At 36.0% G+C, this 18,875-nt stretch carries 14 protein-coding genes; all 14 read right to left on the reverse strand.

From position 1 onward, the window contains the following. Nucleotides 1-81: 81 nt before the first annotated feature. On the reverse strand, nt 82-1,491 hold the full coding sequence (locus C1724_RS13195; protein WP_102347230.1) for a UbiD family decarboxylase: 1,410 nt from the start codon (nt 1,489-1,491) through the stop codon (nt 82-84). An 11-nt stretch (nt 1,492-1,502) separates the two neighbouring features. Continuing rightward, nucleotides 1,503-2,651, reverse strand: a complete 1,149-nt coding sequence (locus C1724_RS13200) for an iron-containing alcohol dehydrogenase family protein (protein ID WP_102347231.1) — start codon at nt 2,649-2,651, stop codon at nt 1,503-1,505. 20 nt (nt 2,652-2,671) lie between these two features. Beyond that, the gene (locus tag C1724_RS13205; protein ID WP_102347232.1) at nt 2,672-4,129 is read right to left on the reverse strand and encodes an aldehyde dehydrogenase family protein; all 1,458 of its coding nucleotides are present in this window, start codon (nt 4,127-4,129) and stop codon (nt 2,672-2,674) included. 111 nt (nt 4,130-4,240) lie between these two features. Beyond that, nucleotides 4,241-5,995: a sigma 54-interacting transcriptional regulator gene (locus C1724_RS13210; protein ID WP_102347233.1), complete on the reverse strand. Its 1,755-nt coding sequence runs from the start codon at nt 5,993-5,995 to the stop codon at nt 4,241-4,243. 21 nt (nt 5,996-6,016) lie between these two features. Further along, on the reverse strand, nt 6,017-7,300 hold the full coding sequence (locus C1724_RS13215) for a TRAP transporter large permease (RefSeq protein WP_102347234.1): 1,284 nt from the start codon (nt 7,298-7,300) through the stop codon (nt 6,017-6,019). After that, complete coding sequence (locus C1724_RS13220; RefSeq protein ID WP_102347235.1) at nt 7,279-7,788, reverse strand: TRAP transporter small permease; 510 nt, start codon at nt 7,786-7,788, stop codon at nt 7,279-7,281. The genes C1724_RS13215 and C1724_RS13220 overlap by 22 nt, the downstream gene beginning before the upstream one ends. Nucleotides 7,789-7,944: 156 nt before the next feature. After that, a complete protein-coding gene (locus C1724_RS13225; RefSeq protein WP_102347236.1) occupies nt 7,945-8,985 on the reverse strand; it encodes a TRAP transporter substrate-binding protein in 1,041 nt (346 codons plus the stop codon). Between the two features lie 70 nt (nt 8,986-9,055). Further along, nucleotides 9,056-9,472, reverse strand: coding sequence for a (2Fe-2S)-binding protein (locus C1724_RS13230; protein ID WP_374703461.1), 417 nt, complete (start codon nt 9,470-9,472; stop codon nt 9,056-9,058). 68 nt (nt 9,473-9,540) lie between these two features. Beyond that, a complete protein-coding gene (locus tag C1724_RS13235) occupies nt 9,541-10,410 on the reverse strand; it encodes an FAD binding domain-containing protein (RefSeq protein ID WP_102347238.1) in 870 nt (289 codons plus the stop codon). Between the two features lie 14 nt (nt 10,411-10,424). Next, nucleotides 10,425-12,839, reverse strand: a complete 2,415-nt coding sequence (locus tag C1724_RS13240; RefSeq protein WP_102347239.1) for a xanthine dehydrogenase family protein molybdopterin-binding subunit — start codon at nt 12,837-12,839, stop codon at nt 10,425-10,427. A 127-nt stretch (nt 12,840-12,966) separates the two neighbouring features. Then, nucleotides 12,967-14,094 carry an XdhC family protein gene (locus tag C1724_RS13245; protein WP_102347240.1) on the reverse strand — a complete coding sequence of 376 codons (1,128 nt, stop codon included), beginning with the start codon at nt 14,092-14,094 and terminating at the stop codon, nt 12,967-12,969. A 24-nt stretch (nt 14,095-14,118) separates the two neighbouring features. Beyond that, nucleotides 14,119-14,892 carry a helix-turn-helix domain-containing protein gene (locus C1724_RS13250; RefSeq protein WP_102347241.1) on the reverse strand — a complete coding sequence of 258 codons (774 nt, stop codon included), beginning with the start codon at nt 14,890-14,892 and terminating at the stop codon, nt 14,119-14,121. A 351-nt stretch (nt 14,893-15,243) separates the two neighbouring features. Then, the gene (locus tag C1724_RS13255) at nt 15,244-17,106 is read right to left on the reverse strand and encodes a TRAP transporter permease (RefSeq protein WP_102347242.1); all 1,863 of its coding nucleotides are present in this window, start codon (nt 17,104-17,106) and stop codon (nt 15,244-15,246) included. A 37-nt stretch (nt 17,107-17,143) separates the two neighbouring features. Next, a complete protein-coding gene (locus C1724_RS13260) occupies nt 17,144-18,799 on the reverse strand; it encodes a thiamine pyrophosphate-dependent enzyme (RefSeq protein ID WP_102347929.1) in 1,656 nt (551 codons plus the stop codon). Nucleotides 18,800-18,875 lie beyond the last annotated feature (76 nt).

Raw genomic sequence — 18,875 nt, forward strand, 5'->3', positions numbered from 1 at the left:
TCCTAGAAACTAATTAAAATAGCTAACATGTAGTAATTTAAAAGTAGTTCCTGCAATGTTAGCAGGAACTATAGTTTGACTCTACTTGTCACCTTCACCAAAATGTTCAGTAGGAACTTGTATTTCGGCTATTTGTTGTTTCAAATAGTCTTCTTCATTTACATCGTTTAAACCTGGTATTTGAATTTTTTCATATTCCATTGGTTCACTATTTAGTGGAACAGTACAATCAAATCCTAGTTTAGAACTAACCCCATTATCGGTTGACGGATCTAGCTTTGAACCTAAAGCACCATTAATTACTACTAAATCACGCTCTGCTTGAAACCTTGTAGCAATCGCCCATTCGACTTCTTCAAGATTATAGATGTCGACATCCTCATCTACTACGACTACATGTTTTACGTCATAGTGTCCAGCGAAAGCTGCCAAAATTACATTTTTCGCTTCACCTTCATTACGTTTTTTCATCTGAACAACTAAGTGATAACGGCATGTTCCGCCAAGTGTTAAATGTACATCTTTTACTGTTGGTACGGTGTCACGTAATGAACGCAATAAACTAGCTTCACGCGGAATACCTCCAAGCAATAAATGTTCATAACCCGCTGCTAAAATTGTTTGGAAAATCGGATTATTCCGGTGTGTAATTGCAGTAATTTCAATTACTTCCTTATCACTTCTAGGACCGTAATATTTAGGAAACTCTCCAAATGGCCCTTCTGGCTCACGAACGTGTGGAAGGATTCTTCCCTCTAATACAATCTCAGCATTTGCAGGCACCATTACATCGATTGTTTTACATTTAACAACCTGCTCCGGTTCACCCTTTAATGATCCTGCAATTTCCATTTCATCCTGGCCAAGTGGTGCAATTGCTTGTGAGGCTAAGATTGTGACAGGATCTACACCAATTACAATTGCAATCTCTAACGGTTTTCCTTCTTCTTCGGCGGACTTATAGAAACTGTATAGATGTCTAGGTAGAATTAATGCACCTAATTTGTTTTTTCCTGAAACTTGTAGACGGTGAATCGAAACATTCTGACTTCCTGTTACCGGATCTTTAGCAATTGATAATCCTGCTGAAATATAATTTCCAGAATCCTTTTCATGGTGGACTGGAATTGGGAGATGTTTAAGTAAATCTACATCTTCTCCAATAATTACATTTTCATGTACGGGTGCCTCATCACTTAACACCTCAATGCAAGGTGTTGGTTCGTCTAATGCTGCTAAAAATTTCTCATTTAATTCATCCTCATTTATATCTAATGCATCAGCAAACTGTTTTCTAGTTGAAGCTGTTCCGGCAACAACAGGAATACTATAGCCTTCAACATTTGAAAAATAGCCTGCTTTTTTTCCATCTAACTTTTTGGTTATTGCCGCAATTTCATATTCTAAAGATACTTGCTTATCAATGACAGCAATTTGATTTTGTGTTTTTAAATGCCCTAACCAGCTACGAAGTGACTTACATTTACTCAAGATGTTCCCCCCTAGTATATTTCTTTTAATAATCGCTTAATTTGAGCCACAGATGCTTCACGAGGATTAAACTTCCACATACCGCTCTTTACCGAATCTTTCGCAATATCTGCTAATTGGTGCTCCCCAACATTTACTTCACGTAATGTTTGCGGTAAACCAATATCGTTTCGAAGATTTCTAACTTCTTCAACAACTTTGAAACCAATTTCTCGACCTGATAGATTGCTAGTATCGAACAAAACTTCACCAAGTTGTTCATACTTATCTAATCTTGCAGCTAGGTTAAATTCCATTACACTTGGTAATAACAAACCTATTGTAACCCCATGACTAACATGGGCGTGACCGCTTATGGCACTGCCAATCGCATGTGCTAAACCTAAGTAAGATTGATTGAAAGCAATACCTGCTAGTAAACTTGCTTCTGCCATTTTACTTCTAGCTTCTACATCTGATCCTTCATAAACTGCACGACGAAGATATTTAGATGCCGTTTTCATCGCAGATAATGCTAGAGCATCACTTGCTGGTTGTGCGATTCTTGAAACAAATGTTTCGGCAGCATGTGCAAACGCATCAAAACCAGAAGCTGCAGTAATTGAAGCAGGTGCAGTCATCGTCAGTTTAGGATCGACAATACTAATATTTGGAGCTAAATAGGAACTAGTTACAGTTACTTTACGATTTTCTTCCCAGTCAGAAAAAACAGCAAAAATCGTAACTTCACTTCCTGTTCCAGATGTTGTAGGCAATGCAATAAACGGAATAGTTGGCTCTTCTTTAACCAAATTTATACCTGCATAATCACGAATGCTGCCACCATTGCTTGCAACAACTCTAATACCTTTGGCAGTATCGATCGGACTTCCGCCACCTACAGCAATCAAGAAATCACATTCAGAGTTTTTATATGCTAATGCCGCTTTATCAACTGTTTCAACACTTGGATCTGGTTCAATTTCACTATATACTTCAAAAGATATATCCTGTTGTTTCAACAGACTTTGAACATCTTCTAATAGCCCTGCATTTAAAACACCTTTATCTGTAACGATAAATGCCCGTTTTACATCATAAGGTAAATTGGTTAATTCATTTATTTTTCCAAAGCCGTAATGTACTTTAGTAGGCAATTGAAATAAAAATGATGTACTCATTACTTTCCACCGTCTTTCTATTATTCTTCGAAATCAATATTGATATGTTTAGTTTCTGTGTATTCTAGTAAACCTTCAATTCCACGAGTACGTCCTTGTCCGCTTTCTTTGTATCCACCGAATTCAGTTTGTGGATAATTTTTGTTATACGTATTAATCCATACAGTACCTGCATCAACTTTCTTTGCTACACGCATTGCTTTATTAATATCCTTTGTCCATACCCCTGCCGCTAGGCCAAACGGGGTACCATTTGCCAGCTTTATTGCCTCTTCCTCATCTTTAAATACTTGAACAACCAGTACTGGACCAAAGATTTCTTCCTGTGTAATCTTCGATTCTAATGGAACTTCATCAAAAATTGTCGGTTCAATAAAGTATCCTTTATCGAATTCACCACCTGTTACTCTATTTCCACCTGTAACTAGTTTAGCGTCACTTTTACCGATCTCGATGTAATGTAGTACTTCTTTTAACTGACTTTCGGATACGACAGGTCCCATATTTGTTGTTTCATCCATACCATTTCCAACCTTTAACTTCTCCGCTTCTACTTTCAATGCAGCAACTAATTCTTTGTGTATAGATTCATGAACGATAACTCTAGTACCAGCGAAACACATTTGACCCGCAGAAATAAAAATTGAATCTGTAATTGTTCTAATTGCTTTTGGTAGGTCAGCATCAGGAAATACAAGATGCGGTGATTTACCACCCAATTCTAGTGCTAGTTTCTTAACTTTTTCTGCTGCTACCTTGGCCAATTGAACACCTGTTGATGTATCACCAGTAAAGCTAATCGCGTGTACATCAGGATTCTTTGATATTTCATCCCCGATTAATGCGCCAGGTCCTGTTACAATGTTAATCGTTCCTGCAGGCATTTCTTCAATACCATTCACTAATTCAACGAGCGCAACACTAATTAACGGTGTTCTACTAGCTGGTTTTAAAATTAGTGTATTTCCAGCTGCCAGAGCAGGTGCTGCTTCACGAATCATTAATAACGCTGGCCAATTCCATGGTGAAATAATTCCTACAACTCCAATTGGACTTTTATCGATAATGCCATAAGCTGTTTCTGTAAGATTAATAGATCTACCAAACACACTTCGAGCCATTCCAGCATAGTATTTTAAAGTATCTACGCATGCAGAAAGTTCAATTCGAGATTCTTTTAATGTTTTGCCATTTTCTTTTGTTAAAATGATTGCAAGTTCTTCTTTATTTTTTTCTAAATTATTTGCCCACTTCATAAGAGCTTCAGATCTTTTCTTGGAATTATATTTCCAATCTTCATTTTCAAATGTCTCTTTCGCTGCTGCTATTGCTTTTTTAATATCTTCTAAACCTGACTTTTGTGAGATACCCACAAGTTCACCAGTTGCCGGATTTAATGACGTCATTGTTTCTCCTGTCGAAGACTCTTCCCACTTGCCATTAATATAGTTTTTTGCTGAATCAGTTGTAACTAACATTTACTTTTCCTCCTTCATTTTAACTGAGACCATCTTTATGCCAACGATCTAAGCCACAATATATCAATCGATTTAGGCATTCTATTACCTCCATCGATAATTAATAGAGTTTTAGATTATGTTTATATTACGTTTCAAATTGATATTATGCTTTTTCATTTTCTTCATTAGAGTAGTATGTGAGACTCCTAACTCTCGTGCAGCTTTCCTAATACTTCCATGTGTTTCAAGATAAAAGATTATCAGTTTTTTTTCCATAAACTCAAACATATTCTCACCATTAGTATTTTGTATTAGTGAAAAAGGAATTTCTTTATGCTGGGATTGTTCAGCATCAACTGATCTTCTATTTTCCTCCAAGATATTAACAGGAAGGTTTTCTAACAAAATCTCATCGCTGTTAGTAATAACAACTAAACGTTCAATCACGTTAGACAACTCTCTCACATTACCTGGCCACGAATAATTACGAAAAGCCTCCATTGCAGATGCAGAGATATACATTTTTTTACTATACTTTTGATTAAATTTAGTTAAAAAATGGACTATTAGCGGTATAATTTCTTCTTTTCGTTCACGTAAAGGTGGCAATGTTATTGGAATTACGTTAATGCGGTAATAAAGGTCGTCTCTAAATTCTTTATTCAAAACCATCTTTTCTAAATCCCGATTGGTTGCAGCAATTATTCTCACATCTACTTGAATTTCGGTAATACCACCAATACGAGTAATTTTTTTATCCTGCAGCACTCGTAATAGTTTTGCTTGTAAATTAAGAGGCAGTTCACCGATTTCATCTAAAAATAGTGTTCCTTTATTGGCGTTCTCAAACAGACCTTTTTTACCACCCTTAATTGCACCTGTAAACGCACCACTTTCATAACCAAAAAATTCAGACTCTAGTAATTCATGTGGAATAGCCCCACAATTTACTTTTATAAATGGGCCATTGTCTTTGCGATTACTTCTTTCATGAATCTCTCTTGAAATAATTTCTTTTCCCGCTCCTGATTCACCATAAATTAAAATGGTTGAGTCGGTATTAGCTATTCTTGTTACAATGTTCATAATTTCTTTCATTTGTGGACTTACGACAACATTACCTGCTGCATTTACTTGTTTCTCAAGATCTGAAATCTTTTTTTGATATTGTTGTGATAATATTTGTGTTTTTTCTAACTGTTTTTTAGAATCAATCAATTCTGTAATATCATGAACATTTGCTAATACACGGACTAATTGACCACTGTTATTAAATAAAGGGATTGCTTTCACCAATACGTCAATCCCTTTATGATATTGTTGGAAATCAGCCACAGCTTTCTGTTCTTTAAGAGCCCTTAAAGTTACAGAGGGTTTCTTAAAAACTCCTGTTTTAATAATTGCTGTGATATTCTTTCCAATATACGCTTCTTCCGGATACCCACTTAATTTAATCAAAGCACTATTTACAAGTTCAATGTTACCTTCATGATTGATTACCATTATTCCATCGTTTGAATTTTCAATAATTGATGAATATAGTTTTCCTTGAATTAATAAGTGCTCTATTAACACTTCATAACGGATACACCCTTGAAAGATCAAATCTTTATTAATGACTGGGATAACTGGACTAAAGACACCAGAAGTAAAATGGATTTCCGCGTTATCATATAGAACGGGGACATCTTTACGAATTATGTCTTGTAAACTATCTCCTGAATTTTGAAAACAACCTTCTTCTAGCATACCTACATACATGCTATTGTTTAATACTGATACCCAAGAACTCGATGATTGATCAAACCAATTTTTTGCTTTTTCAACTGTCTCACTTACTTGAATACTTGGGATATGACTGTCGATTAGTCTAGTTAAATTCATTAACCTTCCCCTTGACTATGGCTATTCAGTAAAAAATTTATCTGGTATATACGTCACTAAATCAGGAATATAAGTAATGATCATTAATACTGCTATTGCAGCAGCTGCAAACGGTAATATAGCTTTTGCTAAATTGGCTACAGAAATTTTCGTAATACCTGAAACGACAAATAGTACAGTTCCAACTGGTGGGGTTATTAAACCAATTACTAAGTTCAAACTAACAATTACTCCAAAGTGCACTGGATCAATACCTAATTGTGTAATAACAGGTAATAGAACTGGAACAATGATAATAATTGCTGCAATAGGCTCTAAGAACATTCCAACGATTAATAACATAATATTAATGATTAACAACACAATATACGGATTAGTTGAAATCGAAAGAATACCCTCAGCTGCCATTTGCGGAATCTTTTCCATCGCCAACGTCCAGCCAAAAATATTGGCACAAGCAACGATAATCATAATCGAAGCAGTGATAACACCTGTTTTTAGGAAAACATTCGGCAACATACTCCATTTCAAATCACGGTATACAAACATTCCGACAAGGAAGGCTATTAAGCTTCCAATAGCACCCGCCTCAGTTGGTGTAAAGTAACCTGAAATGATTCCACCGATTATAATTAATGGAATGAGCAATGATGGTAAGGCTTTCATTAAACTTTGTGATCGTTCATTTATTGTAGCCTTCTCTTTTGTAGGAAACCCATTCTTTCTTGCGTAAAAGTAGGACATGATAAAGAATGCACCTGCAAGCATAATTCCCGGTATGATCCCTGCTAGAAACAATGCTCCAATTGATGCACCAGCAGATACACCGTAAATGATAAATACCATACTAGGTGGTACGATCGGTCCCATAATCGATGCTGCTGCCGTAATGGCCGATGAGTACGAATTATCATAGTTATCTTTTCTCATCTCCGGAACCAATGAAGTACTTGTAATTGCAGATACAGCATTGGCAGACCCTACTATCGCTGATAAAAACATGGATACTAAAATATTTACATAAGCTAAACCGCCGCGTAAATGTGATACAAGTGATCTCGCAAAATCGGTAAGTCTTCTAGTAATTCCTCCATTATTCATTAACTCCCCAGCTAATACAAATAAAGGGATTGCCATCAAACTAAAATTGTCTGCAGCAACAATCATTTTTTGCGGAACGTTCAATAAGAAAGAAAAGTTATTAGAAGCAAACATGTAGACTACACTAGATAAACCGAGTACAAATGCTATTGGTACACCTATGATGAGTAATATAAAGAACGCTATGATGATAACTGCTGACATTCTGTTTTCCCTCCTTTTTTACTAATTGGGAGAATATTAATAATGGAATTGAGTGACTGAAGAAACATAAATGAGAATGAGATTGGGACTGAACTATATACAAAAACCATTGGCAACCGCATCGCAGGAGACACCTTATTTAGAGTGCTTGGTGCAAACGTTTGTTTTAAACCGTAATAAATACATATAACAATAAAGAAAAGTACACAAAGCTCAACAAGCAATTGCAATATCCATTTTGACTTACCTTTAAATTTATTTTCCAATATATCTAAAAACGCTAATTCTGCTTGACTATATGCAACACTAGCTCCTAAAAAAGTCATCCAAATTAGGCAGTAACGTGCAAATTCCTCACTCCAATAAATGGAAAACCCTAAAAAGGTTCTACAGATTACTTGAGCAACAATAACTACAGTCATCGCAATACCGACAACGATTAAGATTTTTTGATTGATTCCATTAATAAAATTGATTAATTTCCCCATTTGTTACCACCTCCAATGATAAATTTAGAAAAACACGAAATTTGCTCAAAAGGGCAAATTACGATGTATTTTCATATACTTTAATTCTTTATAGAAATTAAAATTCCCTAAAGTAAAATGAAAGGAATAGGTTAGGGAATACCTAACCTATTCTTTTTAGTTAGCTTTAATTTCATTAACCTTATCGATTAATTCTTTAATCAATTCGTGCTTTTCAGAATATTTGTCATACACTGGTTGAACTTTTTCTAAGAATGGAGTAATATCTTGAACTTCAGCTATGTTTTGACCTGCATCTTTTAATTTAGTTAAGTTAGATTCATCAACTACTTTCAGTTCTGTAATGATCCAAGCAGATGCTTCTTTTGCTGCTTCATCTAAAGCTGTTTGTTGTTCTGGAGTTAGTGAATTAAACTTGTCTAAGTTCATAATATTTGCATTAGGGAATGGGAAATGCCCTGTTAAAGTGATATATTCTGTAACCTCAGCAAATTTCTCATCTACATATGCTGGTAAGTTTGCTTCATGTGCATCAATTACGCCAGTTTGTAATGAACTATAAATTTCTCCATATGCCATTGGTGTTGGACTTGCTCCTAATGCATTAAAGATATCTAGCATTAAAGGACTTTCTACTACCCTGATTTTCAATCCTTCTAAATCAGCTGGTGTTTGAACTTCAGAACGATTGCTACCAATATGACGCATACCGCTTTCATTAATAGCTAAACCTTTTACATTAATTTCTTCTAAACTATCAAGCATTTTTTGGATAGTGTCAGTTTTTAAAACTTCATCGAAAACATCATAATTATTAATTAAGAATGGAAGTTGTAATCCATCTAGAACAGGTGTTGATCCACTAAAAACAGAAGTAGTAATAAAACCTGCATCTAATGACCCGTTTTGAATCATTTCTAACATATCAACATCTCCACCAAGTTGGCGAGCGGGGAAGATTTCGATTTCGATCTGTCCATTTGTCTTTTCTTTAACTAATTCTGCATATTTTTCTGCAGCTAAGTGGAACGGATGTGTTGTTTGAGTAACATGCCCTAAACGTAATGTAATTGTTTCACTTGATGACTCTCCGCCACCACTACTTTCACTTGGAGCACTTGATGTTCCTTCCGAACCACCACATGCTGTTAAAATTGCTAAACATAGAATTGTGAACAATGCTAAAAGTTTTTTCATCTTACTTTCCTCCTTTTAAATCTATATGTGTATTTGAAAAATTGAAACCTGTTTTTAGTAAGGTGAATGCTTAAGCATTCACCTTATTTTTTTCTTTAACTGTCTTTTCTACAGCTTTTACAATGCCATCATAACCAGTACAACGGCACATATGACCTGAAAGCATTTCTTTAATTTCTTGTGTTGATGGGTTTTCATTTTTAGATAAGAAATCATCTGTTGACATCAATATACCAGGTGTACAGAATCCGCATTGTAACCCATGGCATTCCATAAAATTTTGTTGCAAATCTGTTAACTCTCCATCTTTCGCAAGCCCTTCAACTGTTTTAATTTCTGATCCATCTGCTTGGACAGCAAACATTAGACAGCTTCTGACCGCACTGCCATTAACTTGTATTGTACAAGCACCACAAACACCATGCTCACAACCTACATGTGTACCTGTTAATCCTAATACATCTCTTATAAAATCACTTAATAGCATCCGAGGTTCTACATCTTCACGATAGCTTTTCCCATTAATTGTTACTTCTATCTGATTCCCCAATTTCATTACCCCCTTGCTCTGTTGTATGCCTGTTGTAATGTACGTTTTGTAAGAATTTTCGCTAAATGTCTACGATAATCCGCCGAAGCGTGAATATCTGATTCTGGGTCGACTTCATCAGCTACAATATCTGCTATCTTATCTAGTAATGTATCTGAGATCTTTTCGCCTTTTAATTCTTCTTCTGCATCCTCTATTAAAAATGGAATTGCTTCCACTCCGCCAAGAACAAGACGTACTGTATCGATATTATCACTATCATCAATTGTTAAATGGCATGCTGCTGCAACAAGCGCGAAATCCCCATGCTTTCTAGCGAACTCCGTAAATGCGTAGCCTTGTCTTCCTCCAATGATAGGAATGTGAACTTCTGTCAACATCTCAGTAGGCATAATATCCGTTGTTAGATACGTGATGAAAAAGTCCCCTGCTTCTACGATTCTTTCTTCATCTACAGAAGAAATTTTAACCGCTCCATTTAGAGCCATTAATGAAAGAGGAATTTCTGCACTTGGATCTGCATGGACAACACTACCGCCGACAGTCCCTCTATTTCTTGTTTGGATATGGCCGATATTAGGAACCGCTTCACTTAATAATCCGGCATATTTTCGAACGATACTTGATTCTTCTACCCTGCTTTGACGAGTAAGCGTACCAATTCTTAATGTTGTTTCATCATTTTCAATAAAATCTAAATCTACTAATCTATTAATATCAATTAAATTTTTTGGAGTAGCAAGTCGCATGTTCATGATTGGTACCAGACTTTGTCCGCCTGCGATAATCTTAGCGTCTTCTCCCATATCTTCAAGTAATTGCAAAGTTTCTTCCACAGTTTTAGGCTGATAAAATTCGAATTTAGATGGTTTCAAAGTGATTCCCCCCTTTACAAGCTCACTTTATTTTTCACTTTTTCCAATATCGGCCAAATTCGATTTGGACTTAATGGCAGTTGATCAACCGATACACCATATTGTGCTAATGCATTGTTAACAGCGTTAGAAACTGCTACCGGTGCGCTCATCGTATTTCCTTCACCCAATCCTTTAGCTCCAAGCGGAGTTAATGGCGATGGCGTTTCAAGATGTTTAATTGTAACTTTTGGCATTTCCGTTACAGTCGGAACAAGATAATCCATGAATGACCCTGTTAGAAATTGGCCTTTATCGTCATATGCTAGTTCTTCATATAATGCTCCACCTAATCCGTGTGCAAGACCACCCATAATTTGGCCGTCTACAATTAATGGATTTAATAGTTTACCAGCGTCATGGATTGTTACATAATCAATAATCTTCACTTCTGCTGTATCTTGATCGATTTCCACCGTAACCATATCGGCTACAAATCCATATGTTACTGATGAATTGATCATATCGTTTTCGTCTGGTGCCTCTGCAACTTTAGCGGTATAATAATACGTTTCATAAATACCAGGTTCCATACCATCTGGTAATGATAACGGATTCCAATGTGCTAAACCAGCTACTCTTTTAATAGAAAGTTTCTTTTCTGGATTATCTTTTACTACAAAATTACCATCAACTATTTCAAGATTAGCCTCTTCTGTTTGAAATTCATTGGCAGCTATCTTCAATAGTTTCGCTTTTACCTTTTGCGCCGCGTAGAATACTGCACTTGAACCTAGTGAAGCAAATCGACTTGAATAACTGCCTGATGCAATTGACCAAGCACTTGTTGATGTGTCTAATTCAGCAACAACATTGATGCTTTCTCTCGGGATACCTAATATATCCGATACGATTTGCGCAGCAACTGTTTCATGCCCTTGACCTGAAGGAGTTGTACTAATTCTTACGTTAACACTACCTAGAGGATCCATTGAAACGGTAGCTGCTTCAGCACAGCCTGATTTTGGTGAACGAGCACGCTCATCAGGAGTTAACGCAATTGTTATATAACCCATGTTCGAGCCAGAAGGTTCCACAATACAAGCAAGGCCAACCCCTAATAGTTTCCCATTTTCGGCTGCTACTTTTTGTTTTTCAAGGAATTCTTGATATTTACCTGTTTCTAGAGCCATTTCAAATGCTTTTTCATAATCGCCGCTATCATATATACCGCCAGCAGCAGTTGTATATGGAAATTGTTCAGTTTTAATTAGGTTCTTTTTAATAACCTCAGAGTGATCCATATTTAGTTCTTTTGCAATAATCTGCATTAATCGTTCCAATGCAAAGTAATGCTCTTGACCACCATATCCACGAATTAAGCCTGTTGGTGATTTATTAGTCATTACGGCATAAGCATCAATTTCTAGATTTCGGATATCATATGCACCCGTTGTATTTGAATGATTTCGATATAAGCAAGCAGGTTCAGGGGCCCGAATATATGCACCAACATTATCGATTAACTTTAATCGTAAACCTGTTACTTTTCCATCATTCATAACTGCAGCTTCCAGGTAAGAAACTCTGTCTGTACCGCTTGCACTTGATGATAAATGTTCTTGGCGATCCTCTATCCACTTAATAGGACAACCTACTAATTTACTTGTAATTGAGCAAAGAACAATGTACGGGAAGATACCTGCTTTTATTCCATAACTGCCGCCAATATCTTTTGGCACGATAATTCTTAGTTTATTACTTGGAACTTTTAACGATCCCGCCATGATGCTTTGGATAACAAATGGACCATGGAAGTTTGCGTGTACTGTATATTGATCGTGAGCAGAATCATAATCTGCAATAACCCCGTATGTTTCAATTGGAGTCGCTGTATACTTAGGGAAATGGAATTTATGCTTTATAATGCGATCAGCTTCATTAAATGCCTTCTCAACATCCCCATAATGAAATTGGCGATTATTTGCAATATTTGATCCTACTTTTTCATGTAAAATTGGTGCCGTCGGTTCAATCGTTTTCTCGATATCAACAACTGGTTCTAATGCCTCATATTTTACAACGATTTTATCTAATGCATCTTCAGCCACATAGCGATTTTTAGCAACAATAATTGCAACAGGCTCGCCAACATAGCGAACTTTTTCTATAGCCAGCGGATAGTATTCAACTGGTGCGGTTACACCAACACTAAAGGGACGGACATGTGGTTCGATATCTTTCCCTGTAATAACCGCTTTTACACCTTCTATTTTTTCAGCTTCGCTCTTATCGATTGAAATAATCTTCGCATGCGGATAGCTGCTTCTTAATATTGCTGCATGTGCAGTATCACGTGTTGTTCCTAAATCATCGATATATTTCCCTTGGCCTGTTAGAAGTCTTTTATCTTCTACTCTTGTTAAAGCTTGGCCGATTGACTTGCTCATAATTTAACCTCCTCTATATGATGACATCTATGTTTCTACTATACTTAATAATGTCATCTATGAATCTTAAATATGAATGTAGAAACTAAACTACATATAATTACTTGTACCGAGAAAATCAGATACCTTACAAGTGCAATTGATATTTGTAATTATTACTGCTTTCGATGTTATTTATTGTTTCACTCTTTTTTAAGCTGTGTACATGATTGCTTTTCCTGTGAACAGCTATTAATTCGGAAATAATACTCTGCGCAATTTCTCCAGGTGTTTTCGCATTAATATTTAACCCAATTGGACTAAATATTCTTGTTAAATCTAGATTTTCACTATTATATTTCATTAAGGTTGGTTCTAGTAATGCGTTTGTTCTAGTTTTTGGACCGAGAATACCGATATACGCGGCACTTGAAAGCAACAGTTTTTCTAAGGCTAATTGATCTTGTAGAAAATGATGGCTCATAATAACTGAATACGTATTTTCATCGATTGCTACATCTGGTACATGCCCTGGTTTTATTAAAGATAATTCATCTGCTTGAGGAAAATTTTCCTTTGTAAGGTATGCTGGACGGTGATCAATTACTTTAACCCGCCATCCGATTGCTTTTGCCGCCGCTACCACAGGGACTGCATCTGGCCCCGCTCCAAATAAAGCTAATGTTGGGACAGGTTCCAAGTAATCTAAAAATACTTCAATATTCCTATGATCTTCAGATATGCTTAAGAGCTGAGCTCTTTCAGGTAAGTTTTTACCGGAACAAGCAGATTTTATATCTGGAAACGTCGTACATATTTCGTTAAGCTGGTTTTCACTATTAATAAAATACTTTTCTCCTACCATCTTACTATCATTTGATTTAGTAATTGTTGCTACCCATGTCGGTTTGTTGATCGAGAATATATTTTCAATTTTGGAGGATCTTTCTTCATCACATGGATCATACAGTTCTAAAAAGATGTCCATAGCACCATTGCAGCCAAGACCTAATCCCCAAATACTATCACCATCATTACGGAAATCGTAATATATCCGTTTTGCTTGCCCTGTTTCAATAACTTCTTTGCCATGCTCTGTTATGTCATTTTCGACACAACCTCCGCTTAGTAACCCCGTTAATTTCCCATCCTCACTAAGGAAACATTTTGCGCCTTCCTTTTGATAGGTCGATCCTTGAACAGAAACGATCGTGGCTAGAATTCCTTTAAGATTATGATTTTTACATCTACGAATTTCATTCAGTATTTCTAACACTTCGATCCCCCCTGTCGACTGATGTTAGACTATTTGTTGTTTTTTTTGCTTCCAATAAAATTGATCACGGTATTGAGAAGGCGTCTTCCCTTCAACTCTCTTAAAGATTGTTGAAAAATAGCTTGAATTTTTAAAACCTGTGTTATTTGCAATAACATCAATTGGAATGGAAGACATCCTTAACATACTTTTTGCTTTTTGAACTCTGATCCACGATAAGTATTCAACAAACGTTGTACCAGTTTCTTCTTTAAACAACTTACTAAAATATGATGGACTTAAATATACTAGATCAGCCATATCCTTTAATGTTAATTGGTCACCATAGTTCAACTGAATAAACCGAATCGCACTCTCAATTGGCTTTTTTAAGTCAGTGACGAATTCTTCAGATGTTTTTTGCATAGTACGGCTCATTTCCTTAACAATGCTTGGATTAATCACGCGATCGAAGGCACTTAATAACTCATCCTTGGAAAGCGGTTTCAATAAATAACTAGAAAAACCTGCATTTATAGCATCATAAACCATTTCAAACATTTTCAGTTGTGAGACCATAATAATTGAGAGGTCAGGGTACATTTGTTTTGCTAATTTTCCAAATTCAAAACCATCTTTATCAGGCAAAGAAGCATCCAATATTAAAGCTGTTGGTTTAGATTGTTTTAACAACATTTCCCCTCTGTGTGCATTATTTGATTCATGAATTGATAAGAAACTATAATGACTACTTTCAATGATCGAACGAATATGCTGCCTACTTTCACGATCTGAATCAACGATTAATATTTCAGCCAAGTGCACTCCTCCTCAAAATTAAAAATTATTCTTAATTTTTCGCCAAGTTCTTTTATTACTATAACTATAGTTGATACTAAACGACTTGTGTTTTAAAATTTTATTTTATTTTTTTAAAATTTTTATGCTTTAAACAAAAATTTAAAAGCGTGATTTGACAAAATACTACATAGAATTTATTTCAATATATTGTTATTTTACATAATAATCAAAAAAAAGACAATTTTCCACCACTAAAACTTGGAATTATGTAAAACCAAGGTTTGCTAAGGGGAAAATGTCTTTTTTATTATTAAAAATTTACTAGGAAAATTTTAATATTTTATTTTTTTTGTTTTTTATTGCATTTTTTTATGAAGCAATTTCCTTGCTTACATAGTTTCGATTACGTGTGCGTTGGGTTATGAGCACGAAACCAAATAATACGATCCCGACTATATCTGAGATAGATTCAGGAATAATCATCGTAATAGCTGATATGAGAATGATAATCCGCATAAGCCTTGACATATCTGTATATAGATACCCAACAGTTGCCGCAACTAATCCCCAAATACCTAATAATGTAGTAAATGTCACCCAAGCAATTTCCCCAAAGCCACCAATCATTAATAACCCTGGGTTTAGAGCAAACACAAATGGAATTAAGAATGCGCCTGCACCAACGACTAATGCTCTAAAACCTGTTTCATTCATTGTAGCGCCTGAAATTCCTGCTGCTGCATATGCAGCCAATGCGACAGGAGGTGTAATCATTGATAATACAGCAAAATAAAAGACAAACATATGCGCCGCAATTTGTTCAATTCCAAACTCCTGAAGCGCTGGTGCAAGTAAAATAGCTGCCATAATATATGCTGACGTTGTCGGCATACCCATACCTAAAATGATACAACCGAGCGCAACAAGAATTAGTGCAAGAATAAGATTTCCAAATGATAATTGAACAATTAATCCAGTGAATTTTAATCCTAAACCTGAGAACCCAATAACTCCAACGATTATTCCAGCAATCGCACAAGGAATGGTTACTTTTACAGCTTGATTGGCTCCGCTTTCTAACGCAGAAACAATATCCTTTAGTTTCAAGAATGTATTTTTTCTAAAATAGCTAACTACAAATACACTGACGATCGCCCAAAACGCAGCAGTCGATAACGCTGAACCAGTAAATATTAAGGTTACAAGGAGAACCATTGGTAGTAAAAGATGTATTCGGTTTAACAGCTTTTCTTTTGTTTCCTCTAATTCGTCCATGTTAATGTCAAGCTTGTTTTTTGCTGCCATTAAATGAACAAATATAAACACCGATACATAATATAGCAACGCAGGTATTAATGCTGCATAAATAATTTCAACGTACGGTATACCGATCATTTCTGCCATTAAAAAGGCTGCCGCTCCCATAATCGGTGGCATTAATTGTCCACCAGTAGAAGCCAACGCTTCAATAGCAGCTGAATCTTTTTTAGAATAACCTGCACGTTTCATTAACGGAATTGTGAAAATCCCTGTACTCACTACGTTTGCAACGGCACTACCACTAATACTACCCATTAATCCACTCGATACTACCGCGGCCTTGGCTGGTCCACCCTTCGATTTCCGGGTCATCTTAAAAGCCATGTCGATAAATAATTTACCTCCACCCGAAACTTCTAGGAATGCACCGAACAAAATGAAATAGAATACATAATTAGTAGACACGCCGATTGGTACTCCGAAAATTCCATCTGGAGAGAGGAATAATAATTCTACCATCCGGCTCACATCTAACCCTCTATGACTAATTAATCCACCTAAATAAGGGCCCGCAAAGCCATACGCCATAAAAATTACAGCTAGTAATGTAATGACATTACCTACTGTTCTTCTAGATGCTTCAAGTAATAGAAGTACAAATAAAATACCACACCATAGATCTAAAGGTAATACCTCATCAACAAACCATATTCTTGTACTAAGTCGGTCTGCATGAAAAATTACATATGCACAAATTATAATTGGCAATAGAACTGTAACAGCATCAATCACCTTTAAGATTGAATTTTTCTTATCCTTAGCTAATGGAACTAATGTGTATGTTAATGAAAGTGCAAAAGATACGTGAATTGCTCGTTGGACTATTGATGGAAAAGCCCCGAACGCAGCTGTATATAATTGAAATAATGACCAACAAATTGCAAGTATCGCTGGAATATATAATCGTTTCATTTTTCACCCTCCTGAAGATTAGATTTCATTTTGTATATTACAATTTCACAGTTGCTTTTTCTCTAATACTCGTAATCGTGGATTGAACCGATATTTGTTCGGGGTTACAAACAATCTCGATAAGCGAGGGTTTATTGGAATCCAGTGCATTTTTTAGTGCTGTTTCAAACTCTGCATCACATGTTACTCGTTGACTAAATACACCAAAAGAATTACCTAAAGCAACATAATCCGGGTTTCCTAAGGATGTACCAATTTCACGGAAAGGGTAACTAATTTCTTGAAACATTCGAATCGAACCATGCATATTATTATTAAATATCAATGATATAAACGGAACTTTATAACGCACTGCTGTTTCTAGCTCTTGAATGGTCATCATAATACCACCATCACCAGATAGGGATACTACAGGTCGATGCGGTTGCCCCAATTTGGCACCTATGGCTGCTGCTAACGCATAACCCATCGCCCCAGATGTTGCGCCAATATAAGATTTTTGTGCATTAAATTTATAATAGCTATGCAACCAACCTGCAAAATTTCCGGCATCATTTGCAATGATCGTGTCAGGCGGGAGCATGTCCTGTAACGTTCGAATAATTTGCGTATTATCTACATATTCTTCATTATTTTCTTTTTCGATAAATGTAATTTCGTTAAATACATTTCTTCGTTCCGCAGTCCATTGTTTCCACGTTGTTGGTACAGTTACTTCATTGTTTAACAATGAAAGCAATGCTTCGTTTGCGTCAGAAACAATACCTAATGTTGGTTCATATACTTTCCCTAACATTGTATATTCAATATCAATATGAATAATCTTTTGTTCCTCAGAAATAATCGAATAGCCCTGCGTTGTGATTTCAGAAAATCGAGTACCTATTGCAATGATTGTATCTGCCTGTCGTACTGTTTCCTGAATCCCTTCAAACGTACCCATTCCCAAATGACCTACATATAAAGGATGATTATTTGGAAAAACATCATGGCGGCGGAATGCTGCTGCAACAGGAATTTGGAGTTTTTCAGCAAATTCTACTAAATTGCTTTCAGCGTTTGCTAGAATAACTCCAGCCCCTGCAATAATTAAAGGTTTTTTTGCATCGCTTAAAATAGAATAGAATTCTGCAACTTCTTCCGAAGATGGTCTCGGCTTCGGTCTAATTGATTTTTTATTAATCTTTAAAGGGGCCACTTGCTTTAGAATGTCTTCAGGTAATGAAACAGCTACTGGTCCTGGACGTCCGCTCTTTGCAATTCGAAAGGCACGATGCACAAATTCTGGAATTCTGTTCACATCATTAATTTCTACTGTCCACTTACACACATCATGTAAGAACCGATCAAGATCTACTTCCTGAAAACCTTCTCGGCCACGAAATGAGCTTTTCACTTGACCTAAGAACACAACCATTGGCGTTGAATTTTCTTTTGCTGTGTGAATACCAATCGAAAGGTTAGCTGCTCCAACTCCACGTGTTGCCATTACAACTGCAGTTTGACCTGATGCCTTAGCGTAACCCTCTGCCATAAGTGCCGCTCCACCTTCATGTCGATTCGATATTAACTGAAAATCTTCTTCATCATATAAAGCATCTAGAATTGGAATAAAACTTTCACCAGGAACAGTAAAAGCATGATTAATTCCCTCTTCTTTCATAATTTCTACAATTGCTTGACCACCTGTCATAGTACTTCTCAAAAATACCCTCTCCTATCTGTTACTTAAATTCAAACAAAGAAGGCTGCCTTAAAACATCTGTTAA

This window comes from Bacillus sp. Marseille-P3661 (genome assembly GCF_900240995.1).
Classification (GTDB): Bacteria; Bacillota; Bacilli; order Bacillales; family Bacillaceae_J; genus OESV01.